The sequence below is a fragment of the Stenotrophomonas sp. STEN046 genome (assembly GCF_056759755.1).
Map to the genome: position 1 here is coordinate 32704 of NZ_JBRRDR010000025.1, position 21428 is coordinate 54131.

Below are 21428 nucleotides of genomic sequence, written 5' to 3' on the forward strand. Positions count from 1 at the left end.
CGCCATGCGGAACGGGGAGTTTTCGCACGGTGGACATGCAGGAGCACGCTGCTTCTGCAGGGTTTTCGTGTGAAGGCGTGACGTCCGATCCAATGCTGCAGGGTCTGTCTTGTTCCATCTGGAACAGGCTGGGCGGCCTTCACCTTGAAAAACCCATGAAACCCCTTGTGTGGCCGGTCAAATCATGGAGATTCATAGATGAACCGCATTTACCGTCTGGTTTTCAATCGCACCCTTGGCGTCATGCAGGTGGCTTCGGAAGTGGCGCGGAATCCAGCGGGAGGTGTGCGGTCCAGCACCGGCCGGGTGATTCGGATCCAGCAACTGTCGGTCGCTCTGGCGGCCACGCTGGCCAGCGGTTCGGCCTTCGCGCTGTGCTCGACGGCAGGTACCGTCATTACCTGTGCGCCCGGCCTTCCCGGCGGGGTCAATTCCTCCCTCAACGGCGTCACCTTGAGCATCCAGCCCGATGCACAGGTGGCCGCAGCGCTGGGCAGTGCCGTGTTCCTCAACGGCAACGGCATCACCGTGAACAACCAGGGCACGGTCGATCCGCAGCTGCTGCTGGGCGTGGGCGTGCTGGGTGCAGGCATGACGCTGGGCAATGCCACCGCGACGGCCAACGCCATTACGGTGAACAACCAGGCCGGTGGCACCATCCGCGGCGCGACCACGGTGCTTGGGCTGCTGGGCCTGGATGGGCAGGCCATCGTTGCGCAGAATTACACCGGCGGCACCACCACCATCAATAATGACGGTGCCATCGGCATGAATGTCCCGGCGGGCATCACCCTTTCCGATGCGCCGGTCATCGTCAACTACGGTGGCGCGCGCGCTGCGCTGACCAACAGCGCCACTGGCAGCATCAGCGGTCGTGTGGCGTTCGCGCCCTCGCTCGGTGCGACCGGCAACAGCGTGCTCAATGCCGGCACGATCTCCGGCAGCGTGCACCTGGGCAATTCGGTGCCGGGCAATACCTACACCGCGGTGTCCGGTTCCAGCGTCGCCAGTTCCGGTACCGGCGTTGGCGTGGCGCTGGGCCCGGTCGGCCTGAACATCAATCTGGCAGCGGCCGGCCAAGTCAACGGTGGCAGCGGCAGCAATGACCGGTTGATTCTGCAGAACAGCGCTACCGGCCCGGGTTCGGGCACCGCCGGGGCGGTCACCACCATTGCCTGGCCCAATTTCGTCAACTTCGAGAACCTGACCGTCAACAGCGGCACCTGGAACCTGCAGGGCGCGTGGACGGGCACCTCCGCCACGCTGGCCGATGGCCTGGTGAACTTCAACAACAACGCTTCGTTGGGTGCGGGAGCTGTCACTGCGTCGGGCGGCACGCTTGCGGCGGCCAGCGGCGGCTTGACCCTTGGCAACGCCTTCAATCTCAGCGGTGGGCGACTGACGCTGGGGGGGACCAATGCGTTCGGTCTGGGGGGAGCGCTGTCCGGTGCGGGTGGCCTGACCGTCAACAACACCGGCGTGGTGACCCTGGCCGGTGCCAACAGCTTCGGCGGCGGGGTCAACCTCAATGCTGGCGGGTTGCTGCTGGGCAATGCCAACGCGCTGGGGACCGGTACGCTGGCCGTAGGGGGTTCGGCCAGCCTGGATACGCAGGGCGCCTATGCGCTGATCAATCCGATCACCATCGGCGCTGGCAGTACGCTGACACTGGGCGGCAGCCAGGCGCTCACCCTGAACGGCACCGTGAGCGGTGCAGGCAACCTGACCAAGAACGGCACCAGCACCCTCACGTTGGGCGGTGCATTCGCGCTTGGCGGCAATCTGTCTGTTGATGCAGGCACTGTCGCGCTGGGCGCCGGTGGCAGCCTTGCGCCGACCAGCGCCCTGACCCTTGCTACGGGCAGCACGCTGGATCTGTCCGCAGGTGGCAACCAGACCGTGGGCTCCCTCGCCGGGCCTGGTGGCATGCTGAATCTGGGGAGCAATGCGCTCACCTTTGGTGGCCTGAACACCAGCAATGCGTTTGCTGGCACGATCACCGGCAACGCCGGCACATTGGTGAAGGTGGGAACCGGCATCCAGACCCTGTCAGGGGCCAACACCTTCACCGGCGGCGTTGTCCTCAACGGCGGTGGGCTGCTGCTGGGCAACAACGCGGCGTTGGGTACGGGCACGTTGAGCGTCGGCGCGGCGGTCACTTTGGATGGCACCGCGCCCTTGACGCTGGGCAACGCGGTCAGCCTGGGCGCAGGCGGATCGTTGAACCTGCTCGGTGGGCAGCCGCTGGTGTTCAATGGCGTGATCGCCGGTGCAGGCAACATCGTCAAGAACGGCGCCTCGCTGCTGACCCTCAACGGCAACAACGCCGGTTTCAGCGGCGGGCTTTCGCTCAACGCCGGTGGCCTGCAACTGGGCAACGCCAATGCACTGGGCAGCGGCGCGCTGGCGGTTACCGGCAGCAGCACGCTCGACAGCAGTGTTGCCGCAACACTGACCAACAACGTCAGCATCAACAGCGGCAGCGTCCTGAGTCTGCTCGGGAGCAATGCGCTCACGCTGGGCGGTGCCATCAGCGGAACCGGCAGCCTGGTCAAGACCGGCGCGGCGACGCTCACGCTTACCGGTGCGAATACGTTCTCCGGCGGTCTTGCGGTGAATGCCGGTACGGTTGCGCTGGGCAGTGGCGGCAGTCTGGCGGCCACCGGCGCGGTGACTCTGGGCGGTGCCGGGGCGGGCCTGGATATCGTCGCCTCGGGCAACCAGACCATTGGCGCGCTCTCCGGTGTGGCGGGCAGCACGCTCGCGCTGGGCGCCAACACGCTGACCTTTGGTGATGCGACCAACCAGACCTTCGCCGGTGTGATCAGTGGTAGTGGCGGGCTGGTCAAGCAGGGCGTCGGCGTACAGACACTGACCGGCGCCAACACCTTCGGTGGCGGCGTCAATCTTGCCGCCGGGGGGCTGGTGCTGGGCAACAACGGTGCGCTGGGTAGCGGCGCACTGACCGTCAGTGGCGCAAGCACGCTGGATGGCACCGCCGCACTCAACCTGACCAACAACGTCAACCTCAATGCTGGGCTTACGTTGCTGGGCAGCCAGAACGTCACCCTTGGCGGAGTCATCTCAGGTGCCGGCAGCCTGACCAAGAACGGCGCCTCGTTGTTGACATTGAATGGTGCCAACACGTTTGGTGGTGGCCTCACCGTCAACGGCGGTGGTCTGCTGCTCGGCAATGCCGGGGCGCTGGGCAGTGGTGCGCTGAGCGTCAATGGTGCCGCCACGCTGGACAGCACGGTCGCGCTGAATCTGGCCAACAACATCGGACTCGGCGCGGCGCTGACGTTGGTTGGCAGCCAGGACGTCACTTTGGGCGGGGAGATCTCCGGTGCAGGAAATATTGTCAAGAATGGCGCCACCACGCTGACCCTCAATGGCGCCAACAGCTTCACCGGCGGTCTGGCGCTCAATGGTGGCGGTCTGCTGCTGGGCAATGCGGGTGCACTGGGTAGCGGTGCACTCAACGTTGGCGCCAACGTCACCCTCGATGGCAGCGTTCCGCTGGCGCTCGGCAATGCGGTCAACCTGGGCGCAGGCAGTGCGCTGAACCTGCTTGGCAGCAATGCGTTGACACTGAGCGGGCTGGTCAGCGGTACCGGCAGTGTGATCAAGAACGGCGCGGGCACGTTGGCGCTGAACAGCGCCAACACCTTCAGCGGTGGCCTGAGCCTCAATGCCGGTAGTCTGCTGCTGGGCAACAGTGGGGCGCTGGGTACCGGCGCGCTCAACGTGGGGGCCAATGCATCGCTGGATGCTGGCAGCGCGCTCACGCTTGGCAACAACATCGGGTTGGCTGCCGGCGCCACGCTGGGCCTGCAGGGCAGCAACGCGTTGACGTTGAACGGCGTGGTTTCCGGTGCCGGTGGCTTGTCCAAGAACGGCGTGGCCACGCTGACGCTGGGCGGCGCCAACACCTATACCGGTGGCACCACCATCAATGCCGGCACGCTGGCGCTGGGTGCAGGCGGCAGCCTGGCCGCGACGGGTGGCATCACGCTCGGTGGTGCAGGCTCCACCTTCGATATCTCCGCCGCTGCCGGCAACCAGACCATCGGTGCCCTCAACGGCGTGGGCGCTACCAGCATCGCGCTGGGCGGCAACTCGTTGACCTTTGGTACAGCGACCGATGGTGTCTTCGGGGGTGTCATCAGTGGCGGTGGTGGCCTGGTCAAGGTCGGCGCCGGTGTGCAGACACTGTCTGCGGCCAACACGTTCGGCGGCGGTGTTGCACTCAACGCCGGTGGCCTTGTGCTGGGCAACGATGCGGCACTGGGCAGCGGCGGTTTGACCGTCGGTGGTGCGGCCACGCTGGACACCAGTGGTGCGCTGACGCTGGCCAGCAACATCGCGCTCAATGCTGGCCTGACCGTGCTGGGCAGCAATGCGCTGACCCTCAATGGCGTGCTTTCCGGCACCGGCGGCCTGACCAAGGAGGGCGCTGCGACGCTGACCTTGAATGGTGCGAACACCTACACCGGTGGTACCAACGTCAATGCAGGCACACTGGCGCTCGGCGCCGGTGCCAGCCTGGCTGCAAGCGGGATCGTCAACCTGGCCAGCGGTGCAACGCTGGATCTGTCGGCCGGCAACGGCACGCAGATATTCGGCACGCTCAACGGCAACGGCACGGTCAACCTGGGAGCCAACTCCATTGAAGTGGGCGGCCCGACAAACGGCGTGTTCAGTGGCTCGATCACCGGAACCGGCGGCCTGACCAAAGTCGGTGCAGGCGTCGAGACCCTGACCGGTACCAACACCTTCACCGGTGGCACCACCATCAATGCCGGCACGCTGGCGATCGGCGCCGGTGGCAGCCTGGCCGCGACTGGTGCAGTGACGCTGGCCAATCCCGGTACCGGCTTCGACATTGCCGCCGGTGGCAACCAGAGCATCGGCGTGCTCAGCGGCGTTGCCGGCAGCACCGTGACGCTGGGAACAAACACGCTCACCCTCGGCGGAATCGGCAATGGCACCTTCGATGGCCTCATCGCCGGTACCGGTGGGCTGGTCAAGAACGGCACCGGCATCCAGACCCTGGGCGGTGCCAATACCTTCAGCGGCGGGGTTGCGCTGAATGCCGGCGGGCTGGTGGTCGGCAACAACGGCGCGCTGGGTACGGGCGCGCTGTCGGTGGGCGGCAATGCATCACTGGACAGCAACATTGGTGCGGTGCTCGGCAACGATGTGAACCTTGCCGCAGGCGCCAACCTCAACCTGCTTGGCAGCAACGCATTGACACTGGGCGGCGGCATCTCCGGCGGCGGTGGCCTGATCAAGAACGGCGGCGCGACGGTGACCCTGAGCGGCGCCAATACCTACACCGGTGGTACCACCATCAACAACGGCACGCTGGCCATCGGTGCCGGTGGCAGCCTTGCTTCGGTGGGCGCGGTGAACCTGGCAGGCGCTGGCACATTCGATATCTCCGGCGGCGGCAACCAGTCCATCGGCTCTCTGGCCGGCGTGGCAGGCAGTACCGTATCGCTGGGCGGGAACACGCTCACCCTGGGTGGCACCAGCGACAGCACGTTCGCAGGCGAGATCGGCGGCAGTGGCGGCCTGGTCAAGAACGGCGGCGGCGTGCAGACGCTGGCCGGCGCCAATACCTTCAGCGGCGGCGTCACCCTCAACGCCGGTGGCCTGGTGGTCGGCAACGGTGCAGCCCTCGGCACCGGCACGCTGACCGTAGGCGGAGCCTCCACCGTCGACAGCAGCAGCGCACTGACCCTGGGCAACAACGTGGTGCTCAATGCTGGCCTGACCGTGCTCGGCAGCAACGACCTCACGCTCAACGGCAATCTCTCCGGCACCGGCGGGCTGACCAAGGAAGGCCTGGCGACGCTGACCTTGAACGGCACCAACACCTATACCGGCGGGACCAGCATCAACGCCGGTACGCTGGCGCTGGGAGCGGGTGCAAGCCTCAGTGCCGGTGGCATCGTCAACCTCGCCAGCGGGGCCACCTTCGATCTGTCGGCCGGCAACGGTACCCAGGTGTTCGGTACCCTGATCGGCAATGGCACGGTCAACCTGGGTGCCAACACGCTGACCATCGGTGATGCCACCAACGGCACGTTCAGCGGTTCGATCGGCGGCACCGGCGGGCTCATCAAGGAAGGTACCGGTACTGAAACGCTGACCGGCGCCAACACCTACACCGGCGGCACCACGATCAACGCCGGCACGCTGGCGATCGGTGCCGGTGGCAGCCTGGCGGCGAGCGGTGCGGTGACCCTGGCCAACGCCGGTACCGGATTCGACATCACCGGCGGCGGCAACCAGGCAATCGGCACGCTGTCCGGCGTGGCCGGCAGCACGGTCGCCCTGGGAGGCAATACGCTGACCACCAATGCCGCGGCCAACAGCACGTTCGCCGGCGATATCACGGGCACCGGTGGGCTGGTGAAGAACGGCGCGGGCGTCCTCGGCCTGACCGGCAACAACACCTTCGGTGGCGGCGTGGCGCTCAATGCAGGAGGCCTGTCGCTGGGCAACGCCACTGCGCTGGGCAGCGGTACCCTGACCGTGGGCGGCGACGCCAGCCTGGATGCCACTGCGGCGCTGGCCGTGGCCAACAACGTGCAGCTGGCCAATGGCACGCTGACCCTGCCTGGCAGCGCGGCGCTGACCCTGGACGGCGATATCAGCGGCAGCGGCAACCTGCTCAAGGAGGGTGCGGCGACGCTGACGCTGGGCGGTGCCGGCAGCTACACAGGTACCACCACGATCAACAGCGGCACCCTGGCGGTGGCAGCCGGTGGCAGCCTGTCTGCGGCCAGCACGGTGAACCTCGCCGGTGCCGGCATCCTCGACATCAGTGCTGCAGGCAACCAGGGCATTGGCGGCCTGGCCGGTGTGGCCGGCAGCAGCGTGGCGCTGGGCGGTGCAACCCTGACCACCGGCGGCAACAACGCCAGCACCACCTTCGGCGGCACCCTGGCCGGCAGTGGTGGCCTGGTGCAGAGCGGCACCGGCACGCTGACCCTGACCGGCAACAACACCTATACCGGTGGCACCACCATCAACGCGGGCAGCACACTGCAGATCGGCAACGGTGGCGCCACCGGCGCGATCGTGGGCGATGTGAGCAACAACGGTGCGCTGGTGGTGAACCTGGCCGGCAACACCGCACTTGCAGGCATCGTCAGCGGCAGCGGCGGCCTGACCCAGGCCGGCGCAGGCACACTCACCCTGACCGGCAACAACACCTATACCGGCGGCACCACCATCAACACCGGCAGCACGCTGCAGGTCGGCAACGGCGGCGCCACCGGTGCGATCACCGGCAACGTCAGCAACAACGGCAGCCTGGTCTACAACGTCGGCGGCAACACGACAGTGGCCGGCACCATCAGCGGCAGCGGCGGCCTCACCCAGGCCGGCAGCGGAACGTTGACGCTGACCGGCAACAACAGCTATGCCGGTGGAACCACCATCAACACTGGCGGTACGCTGCAGGTGGGCAATGGTGGCAGCACGGGTGCGATCACCGGCAACGTCAACAACAACGGCAGCCTGCTGTTCAACGTGGGCGGCAGCACGACCGTCGATGGCGTGGTCAGCGGCACCGGCGGGCTGACCCAGGCTGGCAGCGGCACACTGGTGCTGACCGGCAACAACACCTACACCGGCGGCACCACGATCAACGCCGGTGGCACCATGCAGGTCGGCACCGGCGGTGCGAGCGGGGCGATCAGCGGCGACATCACCAACAATGGTGGGCTGGTGCTCAACGTGGGCGGTAACACCACACTCGGTGGCGCCATCAATGGCGGCGGCAGCATCGTGCAGAACGGACCGGGCGCGGTCACCATCGGCGGCAACAGCGGTGGCTTTACCGGCACCGGCCAGGTCAATGCTGGCGGCCTGAATGTCACCGGCAACATCGGTGGCCAGTGGACCATCGGCACCGGCACCACGCTGTCGGGCACCGGCACGATCGGCGGCTCTACCGGTACCACCACGGTGTCTGCAGGGGGCGTGTTGTCGCCAGGCAATGGTGCCGGCAACGGCAGCAGTGGCGGCAATGGCATCGGCACGATCACCGTCGGCGGCAACCTGACGCTGGCACCGGGCAGCACGCTGGCGGTCGACCTGGGCAGCACCAGCAGCGATGTGGTGCAGGTCGGCGGCAGCGCCAACGTCGGCGGCGCCGCTCTGGTGGTCAACGCCATCAATCCGAACACCAGTTACCAGCAGGGGCAGCAGTACACGGTGGTCAACGCGGCAGGCGGCGTCAGTGGCCAGTTCGTGCCACCGAAGACCACCTCGGCATTCCTGTCGTTGACGCCGGTCTATACCCCGAATGCGGCGCAGCTGAAGATCGATGTTGCGCAGACTGCCGCATTCGTCACCGCTGCGCAGACCCGAAACCAACGGGGTGTTGCAGGTGCACTGGACAGCCTCCCACAGACGGGCGCGGCACTGGGCCTGTACAACACCGTGCTGATGTACGACGCGGCCACGGCCCGTTCTGCATTCAACCAGCTTTCCGGCGAGAGCCACGCGGCGACCCGGTCGGTGCTGTTGCGTGACAACTACCTTGAAGAAGGCATCCGCCAACGCTTGGGTAGCGAATTGCCGAGCGTACGTGGTGAACGTGCGTCGGCCTGGTTGGCGGGCAGTGGCAAGGTGTCGCGCCAAGACGGTGACGGCAACGGCGATGAGATCCGCAACAACCGCAATGCGGCGATGGCCGGTGTTGACTGGAATCTGGGCGAACACGCTGTGCTGGGCGTAGCTGCCGGCAGCGAGCGTCTCGATACCCGTCTGTACGACCGTGACTCGCGGGCCAAGACCCGGGGCAATACCTACGGCCTGTATGCACAGGGGCAGTGGAATGATTTCAGCGTCGGCGGCAGCGTGTCACGCGGTGACTACCGCACGCGTACCACCCGCGAAGTGCCTTTGCTGCAGCAGACCCTGTACAGCCGTCAGGATGCGGACGTAACCATTGCCCAGGTCGAGGCGGCGTGGACCTGGACTGCGGGCCGCACGCAGTTGCAGCCGTACGTGAACTTCAGCCGGCATTGGCTGGACAGTGACAGCGCGGTGGAGCAGGGCGGTAGCGCGGCGCTGGTGCTGGAGGGCGGCAAGCACACGCTCAACGTGAGTACGGCTGGTGTGCGTGGGCGCTGGGATGTCGGCAGCGGTGAGCGCTTCCCCGCGCAGTTGACGGTCGGCGTGGGTTGGCAGCACATCAGTGGCGACACCGACGTCGCCAGCCGCCAGCGCTTTGCCGTCGGTGGTGATGCATTCGATGTGTACGGCGCGCGCTTCGCCCGCAACGCAGTGGTCAGCCAGCTTGGCGTGGCCGTCGGCCTGGGGCGCAGCAGCCAGCTGTCTCTGTTCGTGCAGGGCGAGCATGGGGATGGTCGCAGCGACGTCGGCGGGCAGTTGAACCTGCGCGTGGGTTTCTGAGGGGGGTGGGCCTGCGGTAGATCCAGGCGCTGTGTGGGTGATGCCGGGGCGGGAGCACTGGAGCTCCCGCCCCATTGAATGGGCGGCGATACCGGTGCCGCTGCGATAGGCCAGCACCTGCGTCACCACGAGCCCGGGGCCTGCATGGAAGCGCTGCGGGTGCGGGCAGGCGGTGCGCGTGATGTGCTGAAGCGGCTGGCCGCGTCTCGGCTATGCTTGCAGCGAGTGGGATCGACCGGGCGACAGGAGCGCACCGGCCCTCTCGTCTACCGTCTGCAATGGAGTTGCCTCGCGATGTCAGAACCCCCTCTTTCCCGGACCGGCGAGATCATGCGTGGCCTGGCGTTCGGCGCCATGGGTCTGTTGATGCTGGCTGTTGTCGGCCTTGAAGTGAACCATCGCCTGGCGTTCCTGCGGGTCGCGCAGATCGCCGATGGCCACGTCGAGAGCCTGAACGCGGGCGGGTCGCACCCACAGGTGGCATTCACCACTGCGGCCGGCGAGCGGGTCTCCTATGCGCAGGGGGGCATGATCTTCGGGTATGAGCCAGGCCAGGCAGTGCGCGTGTTGTATCAGCCTGCGCGGCCGGCCCGGCAACCGTCACTCGACAGCTTCGGCGCACTGTGGGGGATGACCCTCATGGTGGCGTTGATCGGGCTGACCTTTGTGGGTATTGCGCTGCGCGCAGTGATCAGGCGAAGTGATCATCGACAGGGATCGTAGCCAGATAAAAAAGCCGCCCATTGGGCGGCTTTCTCATTTATCTGGCGGACAGAGGGGGATTGCTGGGTGCATCCATGCACCCGATCCCGATGCGCGTTGCGCCTCGGGACCAGCCTGTGGCTGTCCGGTTCTGCTCCTGCAGAACCGTCGAACCCCGGCGGGGCTTCTCACCACCCATCCCATCCGCCAGGCAAACGCAAAAGGGCCACCCTATGGGCGGCCCTTTTGCGTTTATCTGGCGGAGAGAGGGGGATTGCTGGGTGCATCCCTGCACCCAGCCCCTACGCGCTGCGCGCTGCGGGGCCAGCCTTCGGCTGTCCGGTTCTGCTCCTGCAGAACCGTCGAACCCACGGGGCTTCTCTCACCCGATGCTCTCCGCCAGCCAAATAAAAAAGCCGCCCATTGGGCGGCTTTCTCATTTATCTGGCGGAGAGAGGGGGATTCGAACCCCCGAAGCGCGGTTTAGACGCTTACACACTTTCCAGGCGTGCTCCTTCAACCACTCGGACACCTCTCCGGATCCCTGCCATCGGCAAACGCCTCAGCAGGGGCGCAAATTCTAGCGGGCGGCGCGCCAGTACACAAGCACCCCATTCATGGGTGCATCCAGGCCGAGGGGCTGGACAGGCATGGCACAATGGAACATCCGATGGAAGACGGTGGCCTGATGTCCTATCTCGTCCTTGCCCGCAAGTGGCGTCCGAAGCGTTTTGCCGAGCTGGTAGGCCAGGAACACGTGGTCCGTGCGCTCAGCAATGCGCTGGACAGCGGCCGGGTCCACCATGCGTTCCTGTTCACCGGTACCCGCGGCGTGGGCAAGACCACGATCGCGCGCATCTTCGCCAAGTCGCTGAACTGCGAGCAGGGCACCAGCGCTGACCCGTGTGGCCAGTGTGCGGCCTGCCTGGATATCGACTCCGGCCGCTACATCGACCTGCTGGAAATCGATGCCGCGTCCAACACCGGTGTGGATGACGTACGCGAGGTGATCGAGAACGCCCAGTACATGCCCTCGCGTGGCAAGTACAAGGTCTACCTGATCGACGAAGTGCACATGCTGTCCAAGGCGGCGTTCAACGCGCTGCTGAAAACGCTGGAAGAGCCGCCGGAACACGTGAAGTTCCTGCTGGCCACCACCGACCCGCAGAAGCTGCCGGTCACCGTGCTCAGCCGCTGCCTGCAGTTCAACCTCAAGCGATTGGACGAGGACCAGATCCAGGGCCAGATGACCCGGATCCTGGCCGCCGAGGAGATCGAGTCGGACCCGACCGCCATCGTGCAGCTGGCCAAGGCCGCCGACGGCAGCCTGCGTGATGGCCTGTCGCTGCTCGACCAGGCCATTGCCTATGCCGGCGGTGCGCTGCGCGAGGACGTGGTGCGCACCATGCTGGGTACGGTTGATCGCACCCAGGTTGCAGCCATGCTTGATGCCCTGGCCGAGGGCGATGGCCCGCGCCTGTTGCAGGTGGTGGCGGCACTGGCTGAATTCTCGCCGGACTGGAGTGGCGTGCTGGACGCGCTGGCCGAGGGCCTGCACCGCATCCAGGTGCAGCAGCTGGTGCCGGGCGCTGCGGCCGCCGCCGAAGGCTTGGACGCGAGTGCCTTCGCCGAGCGCCTGCGCCCGGAAGTGGTGCAACTCTGGTACCAGATGGCCCTGAACGGTCGCCGCGACCTGCCGCTGGCCCCCAGCCCGCGCGCCGGCTTCGAAATGGCGGTGCTGCGCATGCTGGCGTTCCGTCCGGCCGCCATGGTGCCGCCGGTGCCGCGTACTGCCGATGCTGTCGGCGGCGCTGCACCCTCCGGCAACGGCCCTTCTGCGGCTGGCACCGGAAGTTCGCAGGCCGCACCCGCCGCCGCCGCGGCAGCACACCATGACATTCCGGCAGCCGTGGAGGCTGCGCCGGCCGTTCAGGCCCAGCGCGCGCCCGAACCGCAACCTGAGCCGGTTCCAGTCCCCGAGCCCGAACCCACGCCCGAGCCCGAGCCGGTCCCCGTGGAGGAGCCCGAGTCGCCGCCGCCGGTGAAGGCCGAGGCAGCGCTGGCTGCTGCCGAGCCTGCCGCTGAAGGCGGCGACGATCTGCCGCCGTGGGCGACCGCAGAGGCCGACGCCCGCGATGAGGCGCTGGCCGTTGAAATGGCCACCCCGGATGCGGCCATGGTCGCGCCTTTGCAGGCACCAGCAGCGACGCGTTCACAGCCGCTGCCGCCTGCGCACGAACCAGAGCGTCCCTTCCACGCCGAAGGAATCGAGATCGCGCCGGCCGAGACGGCGCGCGGTCCCGTGGCCGAACCGGCGGGCAACCTGGGTGATCTGGCCTGTGCCGAGGACTGGCTTGACCTGGTGGCCAGCAGTGGCCTGAGCGGTCCCTCACGGCAGCTGGCGGCCAATGCGGCGTTCATCAGCTGCCAGCAGGGGGTCTTGAAACTGGGCCTTTCGCCCGGATTTGAGTACCTGCGCTCCGAACGTGCGCTGGCAGCCCTGGGCGAGGTACTGGAAAAATCCCTGGGCCGGGCGTTGAAGATCGTGGTCGATATCGCCGAGACCGAGCAGGTTCCGGCCGAGACCCTGCATCAGCGTGCCGACCGTCAGCGTGGTGAGCGACAGCAGGCCGCCGAGGCCATTTTCATGGACGATCCGGAAGTCCAGCTGCTGATCCAGCAGCACGGCGCCCGGGTTGTTTCCGATTCCATCCGTTCTTTTGACGAGTAAGACGACATGCGCGGCAATATCGCCCAACTGATGCAGCAGGCCCAGAAGATGCAGGAAAACCTGCAGAAGGCCCAGGAAGAAATCGCCAAGATCGAAGTGACCGGCAGTGCCGGTGGCGGCATGGTCAGCGTGACGCTTACCGGTGCCAAGGAGTGCCGCAAGGTGCGCATCGATCCGTCGCTGACCAGCGATCCGGAGATGCTCGAGGACCTGATCGCCGCCGCCTTCAACGATGCATCCAACAAGATCGATGCAGAATCGAAGTCGAAGATGGGTTCGGCCACCGCCGGCATGCAGCTGCCGCCGGGCATGAAAATGCCGTTCTGATGCAGTGCGTGGCGCCCGCGCGTGCGGGTGCCGCCGCGTAGGGTCGAGCGTGCTCGACTGCCCTGGATATCAGTCGAGCCCGCTCGACGCTACAAGAGCACGCCGCCGTGTCCGCCCCTCTGCTGGAACAACTGATCGATGCATTGCGGGTGTTGCCTGGCGTAGGCCAGAAGACGGCACAGCGCATGGCCTATCACCTGCTCGAGCGCGAACGCGAAGGCGGCAAACGCCTTGCTGAAGTGCTGGCGCAGGCGGTGGAGCGCATCGGGCATTGCGCGCAGTGCCGTGACTTCAGTGAAACCGAGCTGTGCCCGACCTGTGCCAACGGCAGCCGCGAGCGCAGCCAGCTGTGTGTGGTCGAATCACCGGCGGACCGTCTGGCGATCGAGAATGCCACCGGCTTCCGCGGCGTGTACTTCGTGCTGCAGGGGCGCCTGTCGCCGCTGGATGGCATCGGCCCGCGCGAGCTGGGGCTGGAGCAGCTGGAACAGCGGCTGGCCGAGGCTGAAGTACAGGAGCTGATCATTGCCACCAGCGCGACCGTCGAAGGCGAGGCCACCGCGCACTATCTCGCGCAGCTGGCACGCGCCCGCCAGGTGCGCCCCAGCCGTCTGGCCCAGGGCCTGCCACTGGGGGGCGAACTGGAATACGTCGATCGCGGCACGCTTTCCCACGCGTTCGGTACCCGCAGCGAAGTGCGCGATTGAGCCTGCGTCGGGCAGGCCCCGGCGCTACCGGCCTACAATGCGGGTGACATTCCGCCGAGGCCGACCATGAGCAGCGAAACCCTCTTCAGCAAGATCATCCGCCGCGAGATTCCGGCCACCATCGTCTATGAAGATGAGGACGTACTGGGTTTCAAGGACATCGCGCCGCAGGCGCCGGTGCACGTGTTGTTCATCCCCAAGAACGAGATCATCCCGACCCTGGACGATCTGCAGCCGTCGCAGGCGCATCTGATCGGCAAGCTGGCCTTGGCCGCCGCCGAATACGCACGTGCCGAGGGCTTTGCGCAGGACGGCTACCGCATCGTGATGAACTGTCGCGAAGATGCCGGGCAGACCGTGTTCCATATCCACATGCATCTGCTGGCTGGCGCGCCGCTGGGTCACTTCGGTACGCCAGGGCGTTGAGGCCGCCATCCACGCATGGCGTGGATCTACTGGCGTTGCAATGCGTGAATGCAGAAAGGCCGCCCGAGGGCGGCCTTTCGCGTCATGTGTATCAGGCTTGGACTACCACCAGCCCCAGCCGCGGTAGCCGCCCCAGTACGGGCCATATGGACCCGGGCCCCATGGGCTGTAGGGATAGGGCACCACATCGACCTGGCGCTGCTCCGGCCACAGGTAGATCACGTCAGCGGCCAGCTTGGGCAGGCGGTAGTCGTAATCACCGATACGGGTATTGGCATAGCCGTCGATCTTGCCGATGAAGGTCACATCGCGCCCGGCTTCGAACACGGCCGGATCGTAGAAGCCGGCGCGGCAGGCGATGAAGCGGCCGTCGCTGGCGTCCGAGGATGTCGTGTTCGGGCGGCCACTACCGTTGAGCGGGCGCGAGATGATCTGGAAGCAGGTCTCGCCCTGGCCGGGCTTGGTTTCGATGATGCGGCCACCCCAGCGGACCGGCGTGCCGACCTGCTGGGTGGCAACCGAGTCGCGCGGGGAAACCAGGCTGAACTGTCCCTGCAGCGGCTTTGGAGCCGTGGCGCAGGCCGACAGGGCCAGGGCGGCCACGGCGGTGAGGAGGAACTTGGTATTCATGGGGAGGCTCCGGAAGTCGGGCGATGCCTGCGCAGGTCCCGCAATAATGGGGCGAGCTCGGTACAAGTGCCAGCGTAGCGTGCGTCGGCGAAACGCTGGCTGAGTGCGATCAGGGCCGGATCGTGGCGCTGCCGGTCAACCCGGCGGGCCCAGGCCAGTGCCGGTTCGTGCGGTTCACGGCCCAGCCCCCGCCGCGCATACCGCCGCCCCAGCTGGTGCCAGGCACGCAGCAGCGGGTCGCGTTCGCGCTCGCCGCGGGCCAGCAGCCATGCCATCCAGGCCAATGCCAACAACGCGGCCATCACGAAGCCGGCCAACAGCTGTCCCGGACCCAGCTCGTCCAACCCGAACGGTTGCAGCAGTTGCTGCTGGTGGCGTGCATCGAAGGAAAGCACCAGGTCGTTCCAGCCGCGGCGCATCCAGTCGCGCACCTGGCCCAGTTGCAGCCATCCCTGTTGCAGGCCGTCATCGGCGCCTGCCGCCAGTCGGTCATCCAGGGTGTCCAGGATGCGCTCAGGTGCCACCGCCGCCGTCGGGTCGACGCTTACCCAGCCGCGCTGCGGCAGCCACACTTCAGCCCAGGCGTGGGCATCCATCCGCCGCAGCACCCAGTAGTCGCCGAGCCGGTTGCGGGTGCCGCCGGCAAAACCGGTCACCACCCGTGCCGGGATACCGGCATTGCGCATCAGCACCACGAACGCCGAACTGAAATGCTGGCAGTAGCCGGCCTTGTAATCGAACAGGAAGCCATCGACCGGGTCGCGACCGGCCGCCGGTGTTTCCAGCGTGTATGAGAAGTCTGCCGTGATCCAGGCCAATGCGCGGCGGACCAGCGCGGCATCGTCGTTGCCTGCTTCCTGCCGCCACTGCCGTGCCAGGGTTGCCGTGCGGGGATTGAACCCCGCCGGCAGCTGCAGCGCGGTACGCCGCTGGTACTCCGACAGCGTCGCATCGAATCGTTGCGGCGGCGCCGAGTGAAGGCGCCAGCGGCTCAATGCGGCCAGTGGCCGGTCGCTGCTCAGGCTCAGCTCCGCATCCAGCCGGCTGCCTGCCGGCGCCGCAGTAGGCAGGTCCAGTGCCACCAGCTGGCGACGGTCGGTGGGCTCGTAATCGATCTGGTAGTCCCAGCCCTGCGCGCCATGTTCAACCTCCGCCGCAGGCAACTGTGCGCTGCGACGGTCGCGTTTCCAGACGTGACCGTCGAACCGGGTCAGCACCGGCCCACGCCAGTAACGCTGCGCCGGCTCTGGAACCGCACCGAAGAACTGCGCACGCAGGGCCGGGGTGTCGTCGGCCATCAAGTCCAGCCATTGGTCCGGTTCCATCGTGTCTGACAGACCGGGTGTGCCGACCGCACGATCAGGAATGCCCCAGAGCGGTGTCGCCAACCGAGGGAACAACCAGAAGCAGGCCAGTGCCAGCGGCAGGCCGATCAGCAGCAGGCGTCCCACCCCGCGCAACTGCGCCGATACCGGCGGTTGCGCGCTGCGGCCTTCGCCTTGTGCGAGCCGCTGCAACGCGATCAGCGCACAGGTGCCGGCCAGCACGGCCAGCCCGGTGGTCAGCGGCCCCTGATCGAGCAGGAAGGCGGCGAACGGGGCAAACAGCGCGAAACCCACCAGGCTGCGTGCATCGCGCAGGCTGCGCAGTTCGCTGGATTTGATGGCCAGCATCGCCGCCAGCAGCGCGCAGCCGGTATCGCGGCCCGGACGCACGGGGCCCATCTGCCAGACGATGGCGCCGAGCATGCCCAGCACCAGCAGTACCCGCACCGGCATCGGCAGTACGCCGCGCTGGGACAGCGCCGCAGTCAGCACCGCGGCCACGGCGATCAGGCCGGCAAGCGCGCCCGGCAGTTGCAGCAGCAGTGGCAGCAGGGCCAGCGCCGCGCTGGCCAATGACCATGCCTTGGCATTGCGGTCCAGCAGCAGGGCGGGCTCAGTCATGGGGCAGCAGCGCCAGTGCGCGCAGGCAGAGATGGTGGTGGCTGGCGCCCTGGCCCGGGCCGATGGGCGGCTGCATCGGCAGCAGCAGGGTGTAGCGACGCCCTTCGCGTTCGGCGCTGTCGACCCAGCGCGCCAACCGTGCGATGCGCGCTTCCTGGTCCAGCGGCGCCAGCGCACGCCAGTCCAGCACGACTTCGATGCCTACCGGCTTCTCGTACTCGCGCACCAGCAGTGTGTCGCGCCGCGCCGAATGCTTCCAGGCGATGCTGCGCGGTGGATCTCCAGCGCGGTAGGGGCGCAGCTGGTGCAGCTCTTCGCCGCTGGCGTGGGCGCGGGTATGCAGGGGATCGCTGCCCTGTTCCGGCAGGGGCGGTGCCTTCGCTTCGGCCAGTGGATAGACCAGCAGCGGTTGTTCGGGCCACACCCAGGACCAGGCCCGCACCAGCCCCAGTGGTTGGGTGGTGGACAGGCGGATGCGTGGCAGTTCCAGCCAGCCGCGGCGTTCGCTGGGCACCTCCAGCTCGGCTTCACCGCGGCCGAGCGCCGGCAGGTCGAGCCAGGTTTCACTCGCGCCCAGCTGCAGGTGCAGGCCGTGCCGTGGGCGCGGGTCGCGCAACGACAGATCCACGCGCAGGCGCAGGGGGTGCCCGGCCGCGACCGGCTCGGCGGCGACCGCATCGATCTGCACGCCGGACAGCTGCAGGTGCGCGGCGATCGCGCTGGCGATGGCCGCCGCCGCCAGCAGCAGAGCCAGCAGCAGGGCCGGGTTGTTGTTGTAGTTCAACGCGCCCAGCAGCATCGCCACCAGCAGGCAGGCCATGAACAGGCCGAAGCGGGTCGGCAATACATAGATGCGCCGGCGATCCAGTCGTTGCGGCAATGCCTCGGGCACGCGTGGGCGTGCAAACTGCAACAGGCGTGGGACCGGCGATGCCACCGTCAGTCGACCGCGACGGTCTGCAGGATCGCGCGTGCCAGTGCCGGCCCGGAACTCGATTCCGCTTCACCCACCAGCCGATGCCCGGCAACCGACACGAACAGCGTCTGTACGTCTTCAGGCACCACATGGCCACGGCCAAGCAGCAGCGCATGCGCCTTCGCTGCGCGCAGCAGGGCCAGGCCGGCGCGCGGCGACAATCCCACGCGCACTCCGGCATGCTGGCGGCTGCGGGTCAGCAGGGCCTGCACGTAATCGACCAGGGCGTCGCTGACATGCACCTGGCCGACGGCCTCGCGCAGCGCACGCACCTGGTTGTCATCCAGCTGTGGCAGCGCGCGTGCGATCAGGTCGCGACGATCGGTGCCGCGCAGCAGCTCGCGCTCTGCCTGCGCGCTCGGGTAGCCCATGGCCAGCCGCAGCAGGAAACGGTCCAGCTGTGAATCGGGCAGCGGGAACGTGCCTGAAAGATCGACCGGGTTCTGCGTTGCGATCACGAAGAACGGATCGGGCAGGGCATGGGTCTGTCCGTCCAGCGTGACCTGCTGCTCGGCCATCGCTTCCAGCAGCGCGCTCTGCGTGCGTGGCGGTGCACGGTTGATCTCGTCGGCCAGCAGCACATGGGTGAACACCGGGCCGGGATGGAACTGGAACTGCCGGCTGCCGGCGTCGTACACCGATACGCCCAGTACATCGGCTGGCAGCAGGTCGGAAGTGAACTGTACGCGCTGGAAGCTCAGGCCCAGGCTGCTGGCCAGCGCATGGGCCAGCGTGGTCTTGCCGAGGCCGGGCAGGTCCTCGATCAGCAGATGGCCGCCGGAAAGCAGGGCCACGAAGGCCAGACGCACCTCGTGAACCTTGCCCAGCACCAGCGCGTTGACCTGGTCCTGTGCATCACGCAGGGACTGGCGCAGTTGATCGGTTAGCATGCTGGGCATGGGGGACGAAGCTGTCATGATCGTCTCAATGTCGGGAACCGTTCGATTCTATCCATAGAGCAATGCAGGGCGAACAGCGCGCACGTACGATTTTTCTCTGGTTATGGACGCTCGTCACAGCGGCCAAGCTTGTCGTGGCCGCACGCCTGCCATTGTTCGTCGATGAGGCGTTCTACTGGCAGGAAGGGCAGCACCTGGCAGCCGCCTATTCGGATCTACCCGGGCTGACCGCCTGGCTGGCGCGCTTGGGCGTGGAGATCGGCGGCCAGCATGTGCTCGCGCTGCGCCTGCCGTTCCTGGCCATCGGCGCGTTGTTGCCGCTGCTGGTGTCGCGCACGGCCGCGCGCTGGTTCGGCAACGTGGCGGGGTGGCAGGCGGGCAGCCTGACGCTGCTGATGCCGTTGTCGGCCACGTTGGGCCTGCTGGCAGTTCCTGATGTGCCGCTGGCACTGGCGGCAGTGCTGTGCCTGGATGCCGGCGCCCGCCTGCTGCGCACCGTCGACGCCTCTTCGGCGGTGAAGCTGGCATTGGGCCTGATGATCGGCGCGCTCAGCCACTATCGCTTCATCGGCGTGATCGGCGTGGGCTTCATCGCGTTGCTGGCGCTGCCACAAGGCCGACGCATGCTGACCGACGCACGGGTCTGGGTGGCGCTGGCGGTTGGCGTGCTGGCGTGGCTGCCACTGCTGGCATGGAATGCGGACAACCACGATGCGGGCCTGAAGTTCCAGGTGGTCGAGCGGCATCCGTGGGCGTTCGAGTGGCGCGGCCTGTGGTTCCTGGTGATCCAGCCGATGCTGGTCACGCCCATCCTGTGCATCGCGATGTGGAAGGTGGCGCTGGCCGGCACCCGCAGCGGTGGCGGTGCGCGCGTGCAGTGGCGTTATTTCGGCCTGGTCGGTGGTGTCTCCACCCTGGGCATTTTCGCGTTGGGCTTCTTCACCGACGTCGAGCGCATCAGTTTCCATTGGCCGCTGCCGGGCTACCTGGCACTGCTGGTGGCCGTGCCGGTGGTGCTCAACGGCTGGCCGCGCTGGCTGCGGCGCACCGGTTGGTGGCTGGCCGGGCTGGGCATGGTGCTGGCGTTCGGCTATTACCTGATGGCGTCATCGTCGTCGCTGCGCGAACAGCTGGCCGGCGACAAGTACTACCCGCGCAACTTCGCCGGTTGGCAGCCACTGGCCGTCGCAGTGCGCGAAGAACTGCAGCAGATGCCGGCGGGCAGCCGCGTGCTGGCCGGCAACTTCAAGGTCGGGGCTGAGCTGGGCTTCCAGCTCGATCGCGGCGACATCGAAGTGCTGCCGCACCCGCTGAACGACAAGCACGGCCGCACCGCACAGCTGGCGCAGTGGAACCTGGTGCATGAAGGCCGGCGCGATGTGCCGCTGTTGCTGGTGCTGTCGCCCAGCGATCAGCGGTTCCGCGACCTGCTTACCCGGTATCACGCGATCTGCGGGCAGGTCGGGCCGCTGCCACCGCCGCGTGTGGTCAGCAACGACCATGGGTTCCAGCGTTTCCTGCTGTTCCGCCTGCCGGTGCAGCGCGCGCAGGGGCCCTGCGTGACGCCGGCGCTGGCATGGCTGGACGCACCGTCCAACGGCGATTCGGTGGAAGGCACGCTGGCTATAAAGGGCTGGGCCTTCAAGGATGGCGTCGGCCTGTCACGGGTTGAAGTGCTGGTCGATGGCGAATCGATCGGCGATGCCCGCTATGGACGGGCCTTCGATATCCGCCACACCTGGCCGGACAGTACCGATCCCAACCATCCGGCAGTCGGTTTCGACGCAACGCTCGATACCACGACATTGGCGCCCGGAAAGCACTGGCTGGGACTGCGGCTGCATGGCCGCGATGGCAGCGTGGAGCTGTGGCAGGAGCAGCCGTTCGTGGTGGTCAAGCGCTGAGGCGGGGGCCTCATGCAGGGCCAAGCCCCTGCTCGGCCTGATGCCTGACCGAACGGCAGCCGCGCATGGCCTGGGCGCTACAGGTAGGTGCAGGCCCTCACGGCACCGCGAACCCGGCCCTGCGCAGCAGGCCGCACAGCGCGATCAGCGGCAGCCCGATCAGTGCGGTAGGGTCGCGGTTGTCGATCGCCTCGAACAGGCTGATGCCCAGACCTTCGCACTTGAAGCTGCCAGCACAGTCCAGCGGCTGCTCGGCGGCAACGTAGCGAGCGATCTCCTGCGCGCCCAGGTCGCGGAAGCGCACCTCGGTCAGGTCGATGGCGGCCCATGATTCTCCATCCCGAGTGAGACTGATGGCAGTGTGGAAGCGCACGGTCTGACCGGACATCGCCGCCAGCTGCGCGCAGGCCGCCTCGACCGTCCCCGGCTTGCCCAGCGGCTGGCCGTTCAGGTCGGCCACCTGGTCTGAACCAATCACCCAGGCGCCGGGCAGGCGCGCAGCCACCTCGGCGGCCTTGGCATGAGCCAGGCGTGCGGCCAGCGGGGCCGGGGCTTCGCCCGCCAGCGGGGTTTCGTCCACCTGCGGGCGTGCGCAGTCGAAGGGCAGGCCCAGCCGTTCCAGCAGGTCGCGGCGGTAGCGGGAGGTGGAGGCCAGAACCAGGGCAGGCATGCGAGAATTCCGGGAGCGGGGCGCGGCAGTCTGGCCCGGCACGGCCAGCCACAGCAAGCCTTTCATGGCAGT

At 67.3% G+C, this 21428-nt stretch carries 12 protein-coding genes and 1 tRNA gene; 7 read left to right on the forward strand and 6 right to left on the reverse strand.

The window, feature by feature from the left end:
• Nucleotides 1-198 precede the first annotated feature (198 nt).
• Together ACVOLJ_RS12865 and ACVOLJ_RS12870 are read left to right on the forward strand one after the other, a co-directional pair.
• Nucleotides 199-9438, forward strand: coding sequence for an autotransporter-associated beta strand repeat-containing protein (locus ACVOLJ_RS12865; protein WP_481564271.1), 9240 nt, complete (start codon nt 199-201; stop codon nt 9436-9438).
• Between the two features lie 144 nt (nt 9439-9582).
• Complete coding sequence (locus ACVOLJ_RS12870) at nt 9583-10161, forward strand: DUF3592 domain-containing protein (protein ID WP_481564272.1); 579 nt, start codon at nt 9583-9585, stop codon at nt 10159-10161.
• A gap of 424 nt (nt 10162-10585) precedes the next feature.
• Here the strand turns inward: ACVOLJ_RS12870 and ACVOLJ_RS12875 are convergent.
• Nucleotides 10586-10678, reverse strand: a tRNA-Ser gene (locus ACVOLJ_RS12875).
• Between the two features lie 132 nt (nt 10679-10810).
• On the opposite strand from ACVOLJ_RS12875, the gene dnaX reads away from it, so the two are divergent.
• The 4 genes from dnaX (at nt 10811) to ACVOLJ_RS12895 (ending at nt 14331) form a co-directional block, all read left to right on the forward strand.
• Nucleotides 10811-12871: a DNA polymerase III subunit gamma/tau gene (gene dnaX, locus ACVOLJ_RS12880; protein WP_481564277.1), complete on the forward strand. Its 2061-nt coding sequence runs from the start codon at nt 10811-10813 to the stop codon at nt 12869-12871.
• Between the two features lie 6 nt (nt 12872-12877).
• Complete coding sequence (locus ACVOLJ_RS12885) at nt 12878-13198, forward strand: YbaB/EbfC family nucleoid-associated protein (RefSeq protein ID WP_176021600.1); 321 nt, start codon at nt 12878-12880, stop codon at nt 13196-13198.
• Between the two features lie 107 nt (nt 13199-13305).
• The gene (gene recR, locus ACVOLJ_RS12890) at nt 13306-13905 is read left to right on the forward strand and encodes a recombination mediator RecR (protein ID WP_475277550.1); all 600 of its coding nucleotides are present in this window, start codon (nt 13306-13308) and stop codon (nt 13903-13905) included.
• Nucleotides 13906-13971: 66 nt separating this feature from the next.
• Nucleotides 13972-14331 carry a histidine triad nucleotide-binding protein gene (locus tag ACVOLJ_RS12895; protein ID WP_475277551.1) on the forward strand — a complete coding sequence of 120 codons (360 nt, stop codon included), beginning with the start codon at nt 13972-13974 and terminating at the stop codon, nt 14329-14331.
• Between the two features lie 102 nt (nt 14332-14433).
• Here the strand turns inward: ACVOLJ_RS12895 and ACVOLJ_RS12900 are convergent, their stop codons facing one another.
• The 4 genes from ACVOLJ_RS12900 to ACVOLJ_RS12915 are packed head-to-tail and all read right to left on the reverse strand — an operon-like array spanning nt 14434 to nt 18800.
• Nucleotides 14434-14961, reverse strand: a complete 528-nt coding sequence (locus ACVOLJ_RS12900) for a Slp family lipoprotein (RefSeq protein ID WP_475277552.1) — start codon at nt 14959-14961, stop codon at nt 14434-14436.
• Nucleotides 14958-16907, reverse strand: coding sequence for a transglutaminase TgpA family protein (locus tag ACVOLJ_RS12905; RefSeq protein ID WP_481564273.1), 1950 nt, complete (start codon nt 16905-16907; stop codon nt 14958-14960). Before ACVOLJ_RS12905 ends, ACVOLJ_RS12900 begins: the two co-directional genes overlap by 4 nt.
• The gene (locus tag ACVOLJ_RS12910) at nt 16900-17844 is read right to left on the reverse strand and encodes a DUF58 domain-containing protein (RefSeq protein ID WP_475277554.1); all 945 of its coding nucleotides are present in this window, start codon (nt 17842-17844) and stop codon (nt 16900-16902) included. Before ACVOLJ_RS12910 ends, ACVOLJ_RS12905 begins: the two co-directional genes overlap by 8 nt.
• Before the next feature lie 2 nt (nt 17845-17846).
• Nucleotides 17847-18800, reverse strand: coding sequence for an AAA family ATPase (locus tag ACVOLJ_RS12915; RefSeq protein WP_475277555.1), 954 nt, complete (start codon nt 18798-18800; stop codon nt 17847-17849).
• A gap of 44 nt (nt 18801-18844) precedes the next feature.
• Here ACVOLJ_RS12915 and ACVOLJ_RS12920 point away from each other — a divergent pair, with 44 nt between their 5' ends.
• The gene (locus ACVOLJ_RS12920) at nt 18845-20686 is read left to right on the forward strand and encodes a glycosyltransferase family 39 protein (protein ID WP_475277556.1); all 1842 of its coding nucleotides are present in this window, start codon (nt 18845-18847) and stop codon (nt 20684-20686) included.
• A gap of 97 nt (nt 20687-20783) precedes the next feature.
• Here ACVOLJ_RS12920 and ACVOLJ_RS12925 read toward each other — a convergent pair whose 3' ends face one another.
• On the reverse strand, nt 20784-21356 hold the full coding sequence (locus ACVOLJ_RS12925; protein ID WP_475277557.1) for a Maf family protein: 573 nt from the start codon (nt 21354-21356) through the stop codon (nt 20784-20786).
• Between the last annotated feature and the right edge of the window lie 72 nt (nt 21357-21428).

Excerpts from the sequence above, each read along its gene's own strand:
- dnaX (WP_481564277.1), top strand. The coding sequence starts at position 10,811 with ATGGAAGACGGTGGCCTGATGTCCTATCTCGTCCTTGCCCGCAAGTGG.
- ACVOLJ_RS12895 (WP_475277551.1), top strand. The coding sequence starts at position 13,972 with ATGAGCAGCGAAACCCTCTTCAGCAAGATCATCCGCCGCGAGATTCCG.
- ACVOLJ_RS12870 (WP_481564272.1), top strand. The coding sequence starts at position 9,583 with ATGGAAGCGCTGCGGGTGCGGGCAGGCGGTGCGCGTGATGTGCTGAAG.
- ACVOLJ_RS12905 (WP_481564273.1), bottom strand. The coding sequence starts at position 16,907 with ATGACTGAGCCCGCCCTGCTGCTGGACCGCAATGCCAAGGCATGGTCA.
- ACVOLJ_RS12920 (WP_475277556.1), top strand. The coding sequence starts at position 18,845 with ATGCAGGGCGAACAGCGCGCACGTACGATTTTTCTCTGGTTATGGACG.
- ACVOLJ_RS12885 (WP_176021600.1), top strand. The coding sequence starts at position 12,878 with ATGCGCGGCAATATCGCCCAACTGATGCAGCAGGCCCAGAAGATGCAG.
- ACVOLJ_RS12900 (WP_475277552.1), bottom strand. The coding sequence starts at position 14,961 with ATGAATACCAAGTTCCTCCTCACCGCCGTGGCCGCCCTGGCCCTGTCG.
- ACVOLJ_RS12865 (WP_481564271.1), top strand. The coding sequence starts at position 199 with ATGAACCGCATTTACCGTCTGGTTTTCAATCGCACCCTTGGCGTCATG.
- ACVOLJ_RS12915 (WP_475277555.1), bottom strand. The coding sequence starts at position 18,800 with ATGACAGCTTCGTCCCCCATGCCCAGCATGCTAACCGATCAACTGCGC.
- ACVOLJ_RS12925 (WP_475277557.1), bottom strand. The coding sequence starts at position 21,356 with ATGCCTGCCCTGGTTCTGGCCTCCACCTCCCGCTACCGCCGCGACCTG.